The sequence below is a fragment of the Gordonia marina genome, from assembly GCF_052036135.1.
GTDB lineage: Bacteria > Actinomycetota > Actinomycetes > Mycobacteriales > Mycobacteriaceae > Gordonia.
Genome location: NZ_JBPSDN010000012.1, coordinates 65262 through 80478, shown reverse-complemented (window position 1 = coordinate 80478; position 15217 = coordinate 65262). Strand labels below are relative to the sequence as shown.

Here is a 15217-nt window from a genome sequence, read left to right as displayed (position 1 = left end):
CAAGCCGCTAGGCGTCGCGGACCACGGTCACGACCTCGACCGCGCCGTCGTCGTAGGCGTCGTACGCCGGGCTGCCCTGACCGCCGGGCGGCATCGGGGTGTCCGCGTGGGCGCCGCAGCCGTAGTCGGCGGCGACGACGTGCCCGTCGGCCGCGTATTCATTGGCGCAGACGCCGAATGCGCCGTGCAGCGCCCCGGCGAGCGGCAGGTAGTAGCCGCAGGCCGCGCAGTTGAACCGGGCGGCGCGGGCCATCGCCGAATCGGGGCCGTATTCGCCGTCGTGCCAGCGCTGGGCGGCCTCGGCGCGGCCCTCGTAGGAGAGCAGGCGGTCGCGTCCGAGACCGATCTCGCCGGCCACCTGGCCGACCTGGTCGCGGTCGATCGGATCGACGTCGAGGGTGTCGATGTAGCCGGGAACGAGCCGAGGATCGTCGGGCGGCGAGGCGAGGAGATCGCCCGGACCGAGGTCACCGCTCGCGATACGGTCGGACCACGGCACCCACTCGGGCGCGAGCAGCGCACCGTCACCGGGCAGCAGGACCACCTCGGAGACGGTGATCTCCGACGACCCCGGCGCCCCGGCCAGCACGACGCACCACTGCCAGCCCCGGTACCCCGGCACCTGCGCGGTGAAGTAGTGGGCCACCGCCGAGTCGCTCTCGGCCCGCGCGCCGAGGTGCTCACCGGGGATCTCGCCCTCGCTGACCAGCACGCTCCGCGCGAACTGCTCCGCCTGCTCCAGCAGGTCCGTCTGTGCTACGACACTCACCCCTCTAGTGTGCAACAGCGCGTCGCCCGAATGCACCTTCGCCGCCGCGCCGCCCGCCCGTCCGCCGCGGCGCCCACCGGATAGGGAACAATCGACGTCGTGGCATCCCGATCCCCCCGCGACGACGGTCACCGGTCCCCCGGTGCACCGCCGCCGCGCCGCCGCGCGCCGCATCCGGGGCACGGGAACTACCCGGCGGACCCGCCGGGCGGCCGGGGCCGCCGGTACGACGCGGCCAGCGGCGCGTACCTTCCGCCGCGCACGCACAATCCGCATCTCCCGCCGCTCGGCGACGCGCCGACGCATGAGTTCGGTGACGACGCGGCCACCGCCTCGCACACCCGGGCCGCCCCGTCCGGACGTGCCGGAGCCGCGTACGTCCCGCCGGAGAAGGTGACCGTGCTGCGCGTCATGGCACGCCGGACCCGGTATTTCGGCGCCCGCGGCGTCGACATGGTGTACCGCGCCGCCACCGCCGACGGCGCCGACCGGTCCGGACTCACCGCGCTGACCATGCCGGTGATCGTCAACTACGCGGTCGACGCGGCGATGGCCGTCGCGCTGGCCAACACCCTCTTCTTCGCCGCCGCGACCGGTGAGTCCAAAGTGAACGTCGGGCTCTACCTGGCGCTGACCATCGCACCGTTCGCGGTGATCGCCCCGCTGATCGGGCCGATCCTGGACAAGCTCCAGCACGGCCGCCGGATCGCGATGGCCACGACGTTCGCGCTGCGCACCGTGCTGGCGCTGCTGATCATCGTGAACTCGTCGTGGGATCCGGTCTCCGGCCAGCTGCAATACAAGCCGTGGATCCTGTATCCGTGCGCCCTCGGGCTGATGGTGCTGTCGAAATCGTTCGGCGTCCTCAAGTCCGCGGTGGCGCCGCGCGTGCTTCCACCGTCGATCGACCTGGTGCGGGTCAACTCCCGCCTCACCATGTTCGGCCTGGTCTTCGGGACCATCGTGGCCGGCGGTATCGCCGCGGCGCTGGAATTCCTGCTGGGCAAGCTGATGCCGTTCCACATCCCGGGCGCGATGGTGTTCCTGGCGGTGCTCGGCGTCGCCGGCGCGTACTTCTGCATGAAGATCCCGTCGTGGGTGGAGGTGACCGAGGGCGAGGTGCCGACCACCCTCACCTATCACGGCGAACCGCAGGCCGACCCCGCCGCGCGGGCGACCGGTGCCCGCGGCCTGCCGTCGCGCCTGGCCGCGAGCATGCGCCAGCCGCTCGGCCGGACCGTGGTGACCGGCCTCTGGGGCAACGGCACCATCCGCATCCTGACCGGCTTCCTCACCCTGTACGTGGCCTTCTACGCCAAGGCCCAGAATCACAGTGGCGGCGGCTGGGCTCAGCTGGCGATGCTCGGCGCGGTCGGCGCCGCCGCCGGCGTCGGCAACGGGCTCGGCAACGGGCTCGGCACCCGGCTCAAGCTGTCCAATCCGCCGCGGATCATCGTGCTGTCCACCGCGGCCGCCACCGTCGCCACCGTGCTGGCCGCGGTCTTCGGCACCCTGGCGATGGTCATCGTCGCCGGCTTCGTCGGTTCCGCGGTCAGCGCGATCGCCAAGGTCTGTCTGGACTCCACCATCCAGGACGACCTGCCCGAGGCCTCCCGCGCATCCGCCTTCGGCCGCTCCGAGACGGTTCTTCAGCTCTGCTGGGTGATCGGTGCCGCCCTGGGCGTCGTGCTGCCGACGACGCTCTGGATCGGCTTCACCGTGGTGTCGGTGCTGATGGGCGCCGGCCTGGTGCAGACCGTCGTGACCAGCCGCGGCGGCACCCTGATCCCCGGTTTCGGCGGCCGTCGCCCGGACGAGCCCGCCCCCACCGCACCCCTGCGCACGCCCGAGCGCCGCACGCACGACAGCCCGTCGCAGCGGCCGACCGCGGCCCAGCGCTCCGTTCCGCCGACGCGTCCGCAGCCCCGGCCGCGTTCCCCCCGAGCATCCGAGTGAGGTCAGTCCGTGTCCCTGCAGCCGAGTGACAAGAAGGCACTGACGATTCTGGCCGCGGCCGTCGCCGCCGCCGTCGTCGTGATCGCGGTGGCGACCACGCTGCTGGTCGTGAACACCGCCGAGCCCGAGCCGAAGGTCTCGCTGGCGGCGGGCAAGTCGTACACGCGGCTCGCGCCGACGTTCTGGTGCGATGTGAAGCTCACCGAGTGCACGCCGCGGCTGATGAGCGACGAGGAGATCGCCGCCCTCCCGGTCGACCGTTTACCGGTGGCCATCGGTGACGCGCTGACCGTGTCGGTGCCGTCGGAGGTGTCCGACGGCCCCTGGATCCTGATCGCGAGCTACGCGACACCGCGCGGCGTGACCCAGCAGGACTGGCTCCACCTGCCGGACACCACCTACACGCAGACGCTGCCGTCCACCCGCGACCGCGTCCTCCTGGGCATCGAGATCCAGCCGCTGTCGGCGCGGGTCACCGGCACCGGGAACGACGACATCGAGGCGGCGATCAACGCCGGGCGCGGCGACATCGCGGCGCGCGGCCACTTCGCCGTCTCGACCGTGCCGGATGGCTTCACGGTTCCGGCGTCAGACGAGACGCCGGCACCGGCACCTGCCACGCCGCCGACGAGCGAGACGCCGCAGGCCCCGCCCGCGGAGACCGCGCCGGTCGCGTAGTATTCCAGCCTTACATCGGAACCGAAATCACTTCGCTCTGACCTTGTGGTGACAGCTGTGTTTTGCCAGCAAGGCTGCGCCGTGGCGCAGATCCCGCGTCCTCCGCGTGGTGTCTGGACTCCGCCTGGTTCTTAGAACGGTGGTGGGCCGTCGGCGGCTTCGGCACGCTCCCGGGCGCGACGCAGGCGCGCGCGTTCAGATCGTCGCCAGGCGTGCTTGTAAGCGGTCGCGGCCCGCAAACCGCCCCCTGCCGCGCTCCCGCCCGCGCCGTCGGACGGTGTTGGACCGGTTGGTGGTGATTCGGGAGGCGGGTGGGCCTGGTGGACACAACTCACCCCAGCCAGTTGGGGGAACAGCCACTGATTCTCCGCCCGGGTCTCGACGGTGGTGCCGTACGCGGTGATCGCCGTCCACACCACACCGCGATCGTCGATCCACTGCTCATCGACCCACCCATCCTCGGGATTCGCGGCACCCAGGAACGTCTTCAGCAGGTGATGACGCTTACATTTGGGTCCGACATTGCACAAGCAGGTCGGGCCGCCGGAAGCGGGACAGAACTGGTCGAACTCCTCACAGTGATCGAGTTCGCAGTTCCACGCCGGCTGCTCGCAACCCGGGACGGTACAGGTCCCGAACAGGGCCCGCACCAGGACGCCGAGAGCTTCGGAGGGCCGATACGGGTCACTCGGCAGAGCCTGCCCGGCCAGAAACGCCGCCGGAACCTCACCACGGGATTCGGCCTGTCCGGTCCGGTGCTGCTCGGGCTGTCCGGGCTCGCGATGGTCGGGCTCGGTGTGTTCGCTCGCGCGTGGTCCGGGACCAATTCCGATGCCGGTGTCATGCTCGTGCACCTCGGCGCCGCGGCCGGTGCCGCCGGGGTTAGGCGCCTCAGTTGCGGGGTCGTTTCTCTCGACCTGTCCGCGGTCGTCGGCGGGCCGGAGCCCAGCCGGCCGCCCGACATCCGGATCATCAGACCGGGCGGGGTCGGCGGCTGCACCGGGCCGGTGCCCGGCGCCATGTCCGCCGTCCGTGGCATCGGTGTCGGTGGCGTCCTCGCCCGGTTCCGCGGGAGCACCGGCTGGCGTGTCGTCAGTCTCGGGGATCACCGTGGCGGATCGGGGACGCAGCAGGGCACCCAGGTCGAGGTCCCGCACCAGCGCGTCGGGGCGCTGGGCAAGGTCGCGGACATGCCCGGCACTGATCGGACCGTGCCCATCAAGAAACGCCGGCTCATCATCCTCGCCGGCCAGCGTCGACTTCTGACAGATCGCGTGCACGGTGATCCGGGCCTGCCGCTCCGAAATCTCCTCCTCACCCAACGTCGCGGTACACGCTTCTTTGTCGGTGCACGCACAGGTGAACGGCAGCCTGCGCAGGCGTGCGATAGCGGCCGCCGACCGGAGCATGCCCTTGGTACGGGGGTCGTTCGGGCAGACCCCGGCGATCATCGCCTCCACCGCCTCATACGCCAGACGCGCCTCCTCAGCGTCCGCGGTGATCGTGACCCCACCCAAACCATCAGTGAAATCACGACTGGTCACATTCTTCCGCCGCCGCGCCTTCTCCCGCTGCTTCCGCTCCGCATCGGCGTCGCGCTTGTGCACCACCCGATCGGCGATCCGCTCGGCCGCCGTCTCCGAGATGTGCCCGGCCGCGGCGAGCGCACCGGCCAGATCGGCGTCGACCTGCGCCATGATCGCGCTGTCGTCGACGATGTCCGTGCGACAGGCGACCTTGTCGAACATCTCCGGCGAAATGACGGTCCGGCGCAACAGGTCCGCGGTCTGCGGGAGCCGCTGGGCGGCCGCGATCGCCGTCCCGACCAGCGCGCGGGTGGCCCGCCGATTCCCGGCGAAGTAGTAGCCGAAGAATTCCACCGCCGCCGTGTACGGATCGAACAAGTCGTGCTGGTCCTCACCCGCACAGACCCGGTCATCCAGGGTCGCCAGCGCGATGTCGAGGAACTGACCGACCGCATACAACTGCTGCCAGTACAAGAACGTCTGCCCCCGCCACGCCGTCTCGGCATAGACGGCCCACGACCGGCACTGCGTCTTGTCGTCATCGGCCCGGTCGGCCGGCACCATCCCGGCCGCAGTGAAATCGACCGCGGCCCAGCGGGCCGCCAACGCGTCGCCGATCGCGTCGGCCATGGCGGTCACCTCCCCCGAAGTGAGTGTTCGATCTACCTATGGTCAACAGTACTGGCACATCACGGTGTGCGCCACCTGATTCTGTACCGTTAAAATGACTATAAGACCAGGGTATGACAAGAAATGACGATGCGGTCGACGGTCGCCAAATCCAATGGGCCGGCGTCGAACCAGCCGTAGCCGTCACGCAGTCGGGGCTGGATGTTCGAATGGGATCGAGGCGAGAGACGTGCTCCGCCGGAGGCGACGTTCACGGTGTACACCGGACCCGTGTAGGAGCGCACGCGATCCTTCCGGTCCTGCGAACAGCGCCGGGCCAAGACGCAACCTCCGCCTCAGAATTCCGGTAGGCACAACAGGCCGAGTCCGATATCAGCCTGCGACACTCGGACTCAGCGGTCGAGTTCGCGGGTCACCGCGCGCACGACCTCCGAGATGCGCCGGGCCGTCTTGCGGTCCGGGTAGCGGCCGTTGCGCAGATCCGGCTGCACCTTGCCCTCGAGCAGGGTGATCAGATCGGCGATCAGGCCGTGCAGCTCATCCGGGGTGTGCCGCTTGGTCGCGGCCTGCTGGGTCTCCCGCACGTTCCGGGCGACACTCGGCGCGGCCTCCAGCACGGTGACGCGCAGCGCCTGCGGGCCCCGTCGCCCGGCCGCCATGTCGAACTCGACGCGCTGACCGGCTTTCAGGCCCTCGGCCCCGTCGGACAGCGCGGAGGCACGCACGTAGACGTCCTCCCCGTCTTCCTGCGACAGGAATCCGAACCCCTTCTCGGAGTCGTACCACTTCACCCGGCCGGTCGGCACTGCGCTCACCCTCAAACTGCTCGTGACTGCTCATACGAAAGCGCCCTGCCCGGCCCGTCGGACATCCGCGGAAAGGGCAAGAGGCGCACTTCGCCTGATCGTACGCCCAGGACTACGGTGGGGGCCATGGAGACCCAGAAGTCGTCCCCGCTGCTCCCGGCGGCCGTGATCATGGTGGTGATCGGCGCGATCGCCAGCCTGCTGCTGCTGGTGCCGGCCGTCCGCGACTCCAACGAGGCGGTCGTGGTGGTCACCTACCTGCTCGCGTTGCTCGCTCCACTCGGATTGCTGCTGGCCGTCGTCTTCGCGCTGCTGCAGGGACGTCGCCGCCGATGACCGACACCGCGATCGTGCTGGACAGCGCCGACGACTCGAGCGCCCTCAAACGGGCCTACAGCTGCTTCCCGTCCGGCGTGGTCGCGGTCTGCCGCCGGGGCGGCCCCGCCGACGTCGATCCCGCCGACGCCCCGGCCGGTGACGGCCCGATCGGCATGGCGGCCAGCGCGTTCACCACGGTGTCCCTCGATCCGCCGCTGGTGTCGGTGTGCGTGCGCCGCGAATCGGCCACCTGGCCGTTGCTGCGCACCGCACCGGAACTCGGAGTGAGCGTGTTCGCCGCCGATCAGGGCGACCTCTGCCGTCAGCTCGCCGGTCCGCCGGCGCACCGGTTCGACGGCATCGAGCCGCTCACCGCCGGCGGCGGCGCCCTGTTCCTGCCCGGGGCCGTCGCCCACCTGCTGTGCACGCTCGCCGGCGAGTACGAGGCGGGCGACCATACCGTCGTGCTGCTCCGGATCACCTCGCTGTGCAGCGACCCGGGAGCCGAGCCGCTCGTCTTCCACGCGAGCACCTTCCGCGCGCTGGAGGCGCGCCGCGAGTCCGGCGGATAGCCGCGCGTGTTCCAGGTCTCAATCTGGCTGTGACCTTAGTCACATAACGGGGCGATAACGAACGAGACACGGGACGGCCGTCAGTGCGATTACCTGCGCGGATGCCCGAACGGGCCGAAAGACCCGGGAACACCCCGGAAATCCGGGGTTTCCGGACGGGGTGACTTCCCCCATTCCGATTACGTAGTCTTCATTCCGGTCGCCCTCACCGGCACCGACAACCCAATATCCCGACGGTCGCGCCCAACCTCGTTCCGCCGCCGGGAGTACCGAACGACACAGTTCAGGAACGAGGGCGGGGGACCCACCATCCCACCGGATAACGGCAGGCCATCGCAGGATGGCTCGCCTTGGGGTTAAGTCCCCGGACCGGCTCGCCGGACCGGGACCGAGCACCTCTCGCTCGAACCCGACAGCTGACTTCGCAGGCGCGTGGAGAGAGGAATACCAGAGACCTATGGCACGTCACGCGAAGCCGTCGTCCAGCACCACCAAGACCATCGCCAAGGTGGCCCTGACCTCCGCCGTCCTCGGCGGCGGCGCGGCCCTGTTCGGCGGCGGCCACGCCGCCGCTGCGACCGACTCCGAGTGGGACGCCGTCGCTCAGTGCGAGTCGGGCGGCAACTGGCACATCAACACCGGCAACGGGTACCAGGGCGGCCTGCAGTTCGCCCCGAGCACCTGGGCCGCCCACGGTGGCACCCAGTACGCTCCGTCGGCCGACCAGGCCAGCCGCGAGCAGCAGATCGCCGTCGGTGAGCGCGTGCTCGCCAGCCAGGGCAAGGGCGCCTGGCCGGTCTGCGGCACCGGGCTCTCCGGCGCCACCCCGCGCACCGCTCCGGCCACCCCGAAGCTGCCGAAGGTCGGCCCGTCCGGCAACGGCTCGTCGAACGGCTCTTCCGCCGACGCGGCGAACACCGACGAGGCCATCGCGCAGGCCAAGAAGAACCCGGAGCTCGCCGGCGCCGCTCAGGCCCTGCAGAACTCGGGCTACAAGCTCGACAAGGGCCAGCTGGACCTGTTCAACCAGAACAAGAAGGCGCTCGGTCTCTGACCGACACCCCCGGACGACGAGGAAGCCCGCACCGATTCGGTGCGGGCTTCCTCGCATCCGCCGACCGGCGGACGGTCACGCGTAGGAGAACAGACGAAAAACCCCGTACCGAGCGGGTACGGGGTTTCGGACGCTGCGCGTCAGCGGTTGACGACGGTCTTCGGCTGAATGAACGAGAGCTCGCTCGCGGGCACCGGGAACGGAGTCTCGTTGCCGAACGGCGACAGTGCGCCGGCGAGGTGAGCGGTGAACTCGGTCACGGCGTGATCCTCTTCCGAGATCTCAGGCCAGCCGTTGTCGACGTAGGAATTCTTCTTAGCCACGACGCTCATTCTGCCATGGCGGTGCCGGGCGCGTGGCACCCACCGGCAAAGCCGGGACCCAAGTCTCCTCCGCACGCGGTCGGTAGCATGGATCCGATGACCACGGACCGACCCCAGCGCGGCCTGGCCGAGACGCTGGCCGGACGCTCCGACGACGAGTTGAGCGCGCTGCTGCTCCGCCGTCCGGATCTGGCCTCACCGCCGCCGCGCGGCACGGCGGTGCTCGCCCAGCGCGCCCTGTCCGCCGCGTCGATCGCGCTGGCCGGCGATGGCCTGGATCTGGCCGGGGTCGCCGTCCTGGAGGCGTTTCTCGACGCCGCCGGCCCCGGCGTCCAGCACGACCTGCTCGGCCCGGTCGGCCGCGACGAGATCGTCGCCCGCCTGGGCCGTCGCCTCAAGCGCGCCGAGGTCGACGCCCGGCTCGCGGACCTGGCCGCCCGCGGCCTGATCTGGGACTCGGGGACCGGCATCGCGCGCAAACCCGCGTGGGTCGCCGGCATCCACCTGAGTTCGGCGCTCCCGTGGCGCGGGCACCACCTGATCGGCCCGCTCGCCACCGCGACCACCGACGAGATCCGCGCCCTGCTCGACGGTCTCGACGACCGTCCCCGTGAACTGCTCACCACGCTGGCCGCCGGGCCGCCGCTCGGCCGCAGCCGGGACGCGGCCCCCGACGCCGATCCGAGCGCGCCCGTGCCCCGGCTGATCGCGTGCGGCCTGCTGGCCCGGATCGACGAGCAGACCGTCGAGCTGGTACCGATGGCCGGGCAACTACTGAAGGGCGAGCCGCCGCTGCGCACGGCCGTCCTCGAAGCGCCGGCCCTGACCAGCGGCACCGGCCGGTTCACCGCCGACCAGATCGATGCCGCCGGCGCCGGTGAGGCCCTCGAACTGCTCCGGCACGCGGGCGACCTGCTCGATGTCCTCGGCCATGCGCCGGCCGCCGAACTGCGCTCGGGCGGCGTCGGCATCCGCGAACTGCGCCGCCTGGCCAAGGCCAGCGGGCTGCCGGTGGCCCGCGTCGGACTCCTGGTGGAGCTGCTGGCCGGTGCCCGGCTACTCGACTCCGGCTTCCCCGAACCCGAGCCCGCCGACTGGAACGGCGAGGAGGCGTTCGCGCCCACCACCGCCGTCGACGCCTGGGAACACACCGGTCCCGAGCGGCGCTGGTACACGCTGGCGACCGCCTGGCTGGAGCTGCCGCGGCGGCCGTGGCAGATCGGGGACACCGATCGCGACGGCAACACGCTCGCCGCGCTGAGTTCCGGCTTGTTCGACGCCGCCGCCCCGCTCACCCGGCACCAGGTCCTCGAACCGCTGGTGTCCGCCGAAGCGGCCGCCCCGCTCGAACTCGACGACCTCATCGCCGCACTCGTCTGGCGGCATCCGCGGCAAGTGCGCCGCTGGACACGGCGCTTCGTCGGCGAGACGCTGCGCGAGGCCACCGAGCTCGGCCTGGTGGCCCACGGCTGCCTCACCGCACCCGGACGGGCACTGCTGACCGGGGCCGGCCCGGACGACGAGGACACCGCCGCGGCGACGCTGGCCGCGATGGACCGCGCGCTGCCGTCGCCCGTCGACCACTTCCTGGTGCAGGCCGACCTCACCCTGATGGTGCCCGGCCCGATGACACCGGAACTGGCCGAGCACGTGCAGGCGATCGCCGATCTGGAGTCCGGCGGCGCCGCGTCGGTGTACCGGATCAGCGAAGACAGCCTGCGCCGCGCCCTCGACTCCGGCCGTTCCGGATCGGAGATCAACGCGCTGCTGGCGAGTCGTTCCCGGACGCCGGTCCCGCAGTCGCTGACCTACCTCGTCGACGACGTCGCCCAGCGGCACGGGAGTCTGCGGGTGGGCGTGGCGTCGTCGTTCGTGCGCTGCGAGGATACCGCGCTGCTGGCCGGCGTCCTGCGCAGCGAGGCCGCCGCCGAGGTCTCGTTGCGCGCGCTGGCGGCGACCGTGGCCGTCTCCCCCGCACCGGTCCGCGACGTGATCGACGCCCTCCGGCGCGGCGGATTCGCTCCGGCCGGCGAGGACTCGTCCGGCGCCCTGATCGATCTGCGCGCCCGCGGCAGCCGTGTCCCGGCACGCACCCGGGGCGCCCGGGCGCCGCAGCGTCGTGCCCGGATATCCCCCGGCCAGGCGGCGAGCGTGGTCGACCGGCTGCGAGCCGCCGACCGAGCCGACGAGCCCGCGGCCGGCTCGGTGCGGGTGACCGGCGGCGGCGAGAGCGCCTCCGCGCTGGTCCAGCTGGCCCTGCGCACCGGCAAACAGGTGCGCGTCGGCTACGTCGACGCGCACGGCGCGGCCAGCAAACACGTCGTCCGGCCGCGGTCACTGGCCGCCGGGCAGCTGATCGGCAGCACCGACACCGACGACGACGCCCGGTACTCCCTCCACCGGATCACCACCCTCGAGCTGCTGTAGGACAATAGAACGCGTGACTGACGGACCCCTGATCGTCCAATCGGACAAGACCGTGCTGCTGGAGATCGATCACCCGCAGGCCGGTGCCGCGCGTGCGGCGATCGCCCCCTTCGCCGAACTCGAACGCGCCCCCGAGCACGTCCACACCTACCGGGTGACACCGCTGGCGTTGTGGAACGCGCGGGCCGCCGGGCACGACGCCGAGCAGGTGGTCGACGCCCTGGTCACCTTCTCGCGCTATCCGGTGCCGCAACCGCTGCTGGTCGACATCGTCGACACCATGGGCCGCTTCGGCCGGCTGCAACTGACCAAGAATCCGGCGCACGGCCTGAGCCTGGTCTCGCTCGACCGCGCCGTCCTCGAAGAAGTGCTGCGCAACAAGAAGATCGCGCCGATGCTCGGCGCACGGATCGACGAGGACACCGTCGTCGTGCATCCGTCCGAGCGGGGACGGCTGAAGCAGGCGCTGCTGAAGATCGGCTGGCCGGCCGAGGACCTCGCGGGCTATGTGGACGGCGAGGCGCACCCCATCGAACTGGAACAGGACGACTGGGAGCTGCGCGACTACCAGCAGTTCGCGGCGGATTCGTTCTGGGCGGGCGGCTCCGGCGTCGTCGTGCTGCCGTGCGGTGCGGGCAAGACGATGGTCGGCGCGGCGGCGATGGCCAAGGCCGGGGCGACCACGCTGATCCTGGTGACCAACACCGTCGCCGGCCGGCAGTGGAAGCGCGAGCTGATCGCCCGCACCTCGCTCACCGAAGAGGAGATCGGCGAGTACTCCGGCGAGCGCAAGGAGATCCGGCCGGTCACCATCGCGACCTATCAGGTGATGACCCGGAAGTCGAAGGGCGAGTACCGCAATCTCGACCTGTTCGACTCGCGCGACTGGGGCCTCATCATCTACGACGAGGTGCACCTGCTGCCCGCGCCGGTCTTCCGGATGACCGCCGACCTGCAGTCGCGCCGCCGCCTCGGCCTGACCGCGACACTGGTCCGCGAGGACGGTCGCGAGGGCGACGTGTTCAGTCTGATCGGCCCCAAGCGGTACGACGCGCCCTGGAAGGACATCGAGGCGCAGGGCTGGATCGCACCCGCCGAGTGCATCGAGGTGCGCGTCACCATGTCCGACGACGAGCGGCTCCAGTACGCCGTCGCCGAGGCCGACACGAAGTACAAGCTGTGCTCGACGGCCCATTCCAAGCTGCGGGTGGTGCGGTCGATCCTCGCCCAGCACCGCGGCGCGCAGACCCTGGTGATCGGCGCCTACATCGACCAGCTCGAAGAACTGGGCCGGGAACTGGACGCGCCGGTGATCCAGGGCTCCACCCGCAACGCCGAGCGGGAGAAGCTGTTCGACGCGTTCCGGCGCGGCGAGATCACCACGCTCGTGGTCTCCAAGGTCGCGAATTTCTCCATCGACCTGCCGGAGGCCTCCGTCGCCGTGCAGGTGTCGGGCACCTTCGGCTCCCGGCAGGAGGAGGCGCAGCGCCTCGGCCGCCTGCTGCGCCCGAAGGCCGGCGGCGGGCAGGCGCACTTCTATTCCGTCGTCTCCCGGGACAGCCTGGACGCCGACTACGCCGCGCACCGGCAGCGGTTCCTGGCCGAGCAGGGCTACGCGTACCGGATCATCGACGCCGCCGACCTGCCGATGGTGGAGTGAGCGCCATGCCTGTTGAGCCCCGTCGAAACCTGGTGCGGCGGCTGCGGCCGTTCGCCGAGACCATCTTCGCCGAGATGTCGGCGCTGGCGGTCGCGCACGACGCGATCAACCTCGGGCAGGGTTTCCCGGACACCGACGGGCCCGCGGCCATGCTCGACGCCGCGCGAGCCGCGATCGCCGACGGGCACAACCAGTACCCGCCGGGGATCGGCGTGCCCGAGCTGCGGCAGGCGATCAGCGAGCAGCAGAGTCGTGACTACGGCCTGTCGTACGACCCGGACACCGAGGTGCTGGTGACCGTCGGCGCCACCGAGGCCATCGCCGGAAGCGTGCTCGGCCTGGTGGAACCGGGCCGCGAGGTGATCATGATCGAGCCGTACTACGACTCGTACGCGGCCACCGTCGCCCTCGCCGGGGCGGTGCGGCGCACCGTGCCACTGGTCTCCGACACCCGCCCCGACGGCGGCGCCGGCTTCCGGCTCGATCTCGACGCGCTGCGCGCCGCGTTCGGCCCGGACACCGCCGCGATCCTGGTCAACACCCCGCACAATCCGACGGGCACCGCGCTGACCGACGACGAACTCGCCGAGATCGCGCGGCTCTGCGTGGAGCACGACGTGGTGGCCATCGCCGACGAGGTGTACGAGCACCTGCTGTTCGGCGGGCTGACTCATCGCCCGCTGGCGACGTTCGACGGCATGCGCGAGCGCACCCTGCGGATCTCCAGCGCCGCGAAGACGTTCAACGTGACCGGCTGGAAGGTCGGCTGGGTCTGCGGCCCGCCGGAGCTGGTGGCCGCCGCACGCGGGGCCAAACAGTATCTGAGCTACGTCGGCAGCGGGCCGTTCCAGCCCGCCGTCGCCCTCGCCCTCCGGACGGAGGCGGCGTGGGTGCGGTCGATGGCCGGCGACCTGGAGCAAGCCCAGGTCGCACTGTCGGCGGCCCTGGCCGACGCCGGTTTCGGCGTCCACCACACCGACGGCACGTACTTCGTGCTGGCCGATCCCCGGCCGCTCGGCTACCACGACGGCGCGGCGATGTGTCGCGGGTTGCCGGCCCAGATCGGCGTCGCCGCGGTCCCGGTGAGCGCCTTCACCGATCACCCCCACTGGGACCACCTCGTCCGCTTCGCCTTCTCCAAACGCCCCGAAGTGATCGCCGAAGCCGCCCGCCGCCTCCGCTCCCTGTAGACCCCCACCCCATGCCGGTCGAGGTCTCGACTCCGCTCGACCAACATCTCCGTCGAGACCACCCACGCGGGCTGTGGACAACTCGAGTTCACTCAAACGACCTGTGGACGACGCACTGGTGCCCGCCCATGCTCAGGCGCATCATCCTCGGCATGGGCGCATATCTCTACATCCTCAAATGTTCCGACGGCACCTACTACGTCGGGAGCACCCGCAGCCTGGATGCCCGCATCCGGCAGCACTCGATCGGCCTGGGCGCCGAGTACACCCGCCGTCGACTCCCGGTGGAACTGGTGTTCAGCGCGGAGTTCGACCACATCGGCGAGGCGTTCGAGATGGAGAAGCGCGTGCAGAAGTGGTCGAGAGCCAAGCGAGAGGCACTCATCCGCGGTGACTTCGAGGCACTCCACCAGCACGCGCGCTGTCGTAACGACACCGCCTCGGACAAGCGAGCCGTCTGAGACCGAGGAGACGTCGCCGCCCGAGCGGGTGGTCTCGACTTCGCTCGACCAGCATGGAAGCGAGTTCACCACGAAGGTCGAGCGGAGTCGAGACCGATCCCCCGGTCGGGCCGTGGTCTCGACTCCGCTCGACCATCATGATCACCCCGCCCGACCAACATGAATCGCACATACGTTCTATTCGGCGTACGCTGGCGACATGACCGGCGCCGGGATTCAGGATTCGCTGTTCGACGCGCCCGCGAATACAGCCGGGCCGGTGGTCCGTGCCCTCGCGACCGGTATCCGCCGCCGCGAGCTCAGCGACGGCGCCTGGGTGGACCTGCGGCCGGGGTGGCTGACCGGGGCGGCGCCGCTGTTCGACAGGCTCGTCCAGACGGTCCCGTGGCGGGCGGAGCGGCGCCGCATGTACGACGCGACGCTCGACGTCCCGCGTCTCACCGCCCACTATCCGGCCGGACGGACACTCCCCGATCCACTGCTGAACACGCTGCGCGCCGACCTGAGCGCCCACTACGCACGCGACCTGCCGGAGGGCTTCGCGAGCGCCGGGCTCTGCCTCTACCGCGACGGGCGGGACAGCGTCGCCTGGCACGGCGACCGCATCGGCCGCGGCGCCCACCACGACACGCTCGTGGCGATCGTCTCGCTCGGCGCACCGCGCGCCCTGCTGCTGCGGCCTCGCGGCGGCGGGACGTCGTTGCGCTTCACCCTCGGCAGCGGCGATCTGCTGGTGATGGGCGGCAGCTGTCAGCGCACCTGGGACCACGCGGTCCCGAAGGCGACCGGCGCCGGGCCGCGGATGAGTATCCAGTTCCGTCCGCCAGGCGTGCTGTAACCGACGGGA

14 protein-coding genes and 1 riboswitch are annotated in these 15217 nt (G+C 71.1%); of the genes, 10 read left to right on the top strand and 4 right to left on the bottom strand.

What is annotated here, in order from left to right:
* Nucleotides 1-7: 7 nt before the first annotated feature.
* Nucleotides 8-769, bottom strand: a complete 762-nt coding sequence (locus ACSEEN_RS09880) for a DUF3027 domain-containing protein (protein WP_371307508.1) — start codon at nucleotides 767-769, stop codon at nucleotides 8-10.
* Between the two features lie 99 nt (nucleotides 770-868).
* Between ACSEEN_RS09880 and ACSEEN_RS09875 the strand changes: the two genes are divergently transcribed.
* Nucleotides 869-2725 (top strand): MFS transporter, encoded by a 1857-nt coding sequence (locus tag ACSEEN_RS09875; RefSeq protein ID WP_298446292.1) that lies wholly within the window; start codon nucleotides 869-871, stop codon nucleotides 2723-2725.
* A 9-nt stretch (nucleotides 2726-2734) separates the two neighbouring features.
* Entirely contained in the window at nucleotides 2735-3403 is a 669-nt protein-coding gene (locus ACSEEN_RS09870) for a DUF2771 family protein (RefSeq protein ID WP_247866404.1), read from the top strand.
* Between the two features lie 131 nt (nucleotides 3404-3534).
* Here the strand turns inward: ACSEEN_RS09870 and ACSEEN_RS09865 are convergent, their stop codons facing one another.
* Both ACSEEN_RS09865 and ACSEEN_RS09860 read right to left on the bottom strand, forming a co-directional pair.
* Nucleotides 3535-5559 (bottom strand): DUF222 domain-containing protein, encoded by a 2025-nt coding sequence (locus ACSEEN_RS09865; protein ID WP_440713073.1) that lies wholly within the window; start codon nucleotides 5557-5559, stop codon nucleotides 3535-3537.
* A gap of 392 nt (nucleotides 5560-5951) precedes the next feature.
* Entirely contained in the window at nucleotides 5952-6365 is a 414-nt protein-coding gene (locus ACSEEN_RS09860; protein ID WP_283255299.1) for a cold-shock protein, read from the bottom strand.
* Between the two features lie 126 nt (nucleotides 6366-6491).
* On the opposite strand from ACSEEN_RS09860, the gene ACSEEN_RS09855 reads away from it, so the two are divergent.
* The 3 genes from ACSEEN_RS09855 to ACSEEN_RS09845 all read left to right on the top strand — a co-directional run bounded on the left by ACSEEN_RS09855 (nucleotide 6492) and on the right by ACSEEN_RS09845 (nucleotide 8309).
* Nucleotides 6492-6701, top strand: coding sequence for a hypothetical protein (locus ACSEEN_RS09855; RefSeq protein ID WP_247866402.1), 210 nt, complete (start codon nucleotides 6492-6494; stop codon nucleotides 6699-6701).
* Nucleotides 6698-7255 (top strand): flavin reductase family protein, encoded by a 558-nt coding sequence (locus ACSEEN_RS09850; RefSeq protein ID WP_371307510.1) that lies wholly within the window; start codon nucleotides 6698-6700, stop codon nucleotides 7253-7255. Before ACSEEN_RS09855 ends, ACSEEN_RS09850 begins: the two co-directional genes overlap by 4 nt.
* Nucleotides 7256-7519: 264 nt before the next feature.
* A riboswitch (cyclic di-AMP (ydaO/yuaA leader) is annotated at nucleotides 7520-7702 on the top strand.
* A 10-nt stretch (nucleotides 7703-7712) separates the two neighbouring features.
* Nucleotides 7713-8309: a transglycosylase family protein gene (locus ACSEEN_RS09845; protein ID WP_298446299.1), complete on the top strand. Its 597-nt coding sequence runs from the start codon at nucleotides 7713-7715 to the stop codon at nucleotides 8307-8309.
* Nucleotides 8310-8449: 140 nt separating this feature from the next.
* On the opposite strand, the gene ACSEEN_RS09840 is transcribed toward ACSEEN_RS09845, so the two are convergent.
* Complete coding sequence (locus ACSEEN_RS09840; protein WP_247866399.1) at nucleotides 8450-8641, bottom strand: hypothetical protein; 192 nt, start codon at nucleotides 8639-8641, stop codon at nucleotides 8450-8452.
* A gap of 87 nt (nucleotides 8642-8728) precedes the next feature.
* Here ACSEEN_RS09840 and ACSEEN_RS09835 point away from each other — a divergent pair, with 87 nt between their 5' ends.
* The 5 genes from ACSEEN_RS09835 to ACSEEN_RS09815 all read left to right on the top strand — a co-directional run bounded on the left by ACSEEN_RS09835 (nucleotide 8729) and on the right by ACSEEN_RS09815 (nucleotide 15208).
* On the top strand, nucleotides 8729-11059 hold the full coding sequence (locus ACSEEN_RS09835) for a helicase-associated domain-containing protein (protein ID WP_440713072.1): 2331 nt from the start codon (nucleotides 8729-8731) through the stop codon (nucleotides 11057-11059).
* Nucleotides 11060-11072: 13 nt separating this feature from the next.
* Nucleotides 11073-12719: a DNA repair helicase XPB gene (locus ACSEEN_RS09830; RefSeq protein ID WP_247866397.1), complete on the top strand. Its 1647-nt coding sequence runs from the start codon at nucleotides 11073-11075 to the stop codon at nucleotides 12717-12719.
* A gap of 5 nt (nucleotides 12720-12724) precedes the next feature.
* Complete coding sequence (locus ACSEEN_RS09825; protein WP_440713071.1) at nucleotides 12725-13909, top strand: pyridoxal phosphate-dependent aminotransferase; 1185 nt, start codon at nucleotides 12725-12727, stop codon at nucleotides 13907-13909.
* A 152-nt stretch (nucleotides 13910-14061) separates the two neighbouring features.
* Nucleotides 14062-14370 (top strand): GIY-YIG nuclease family protein, encoded by a 309-nt coding sequence (locus ACSEEN_RS09820; RefSeq protein WP_371307643.1) that lies wholly within the window; start codon nucleotides 14062-14064, stop codon nucleotides 14368-14370.
* Nucleotides 14371-14569: 199 nt separating this feature from the next.
* Nucleotides 14570-15208 carry an alpha-ketoglutarate-dependent dioxygenase AlkB gene (locus ACSEEN_RS09815; protein WP_440713070.1) on the top strand — a complete coding sequence of 213 codons (639 nt, stop codon included), beginning with the start codon at nucleotides 14570-14572 and terminating at the stop codon, nucleotides 15206-15208.
* Nucleotides 15209-15217: the final 9 nt, after the last annotated feature.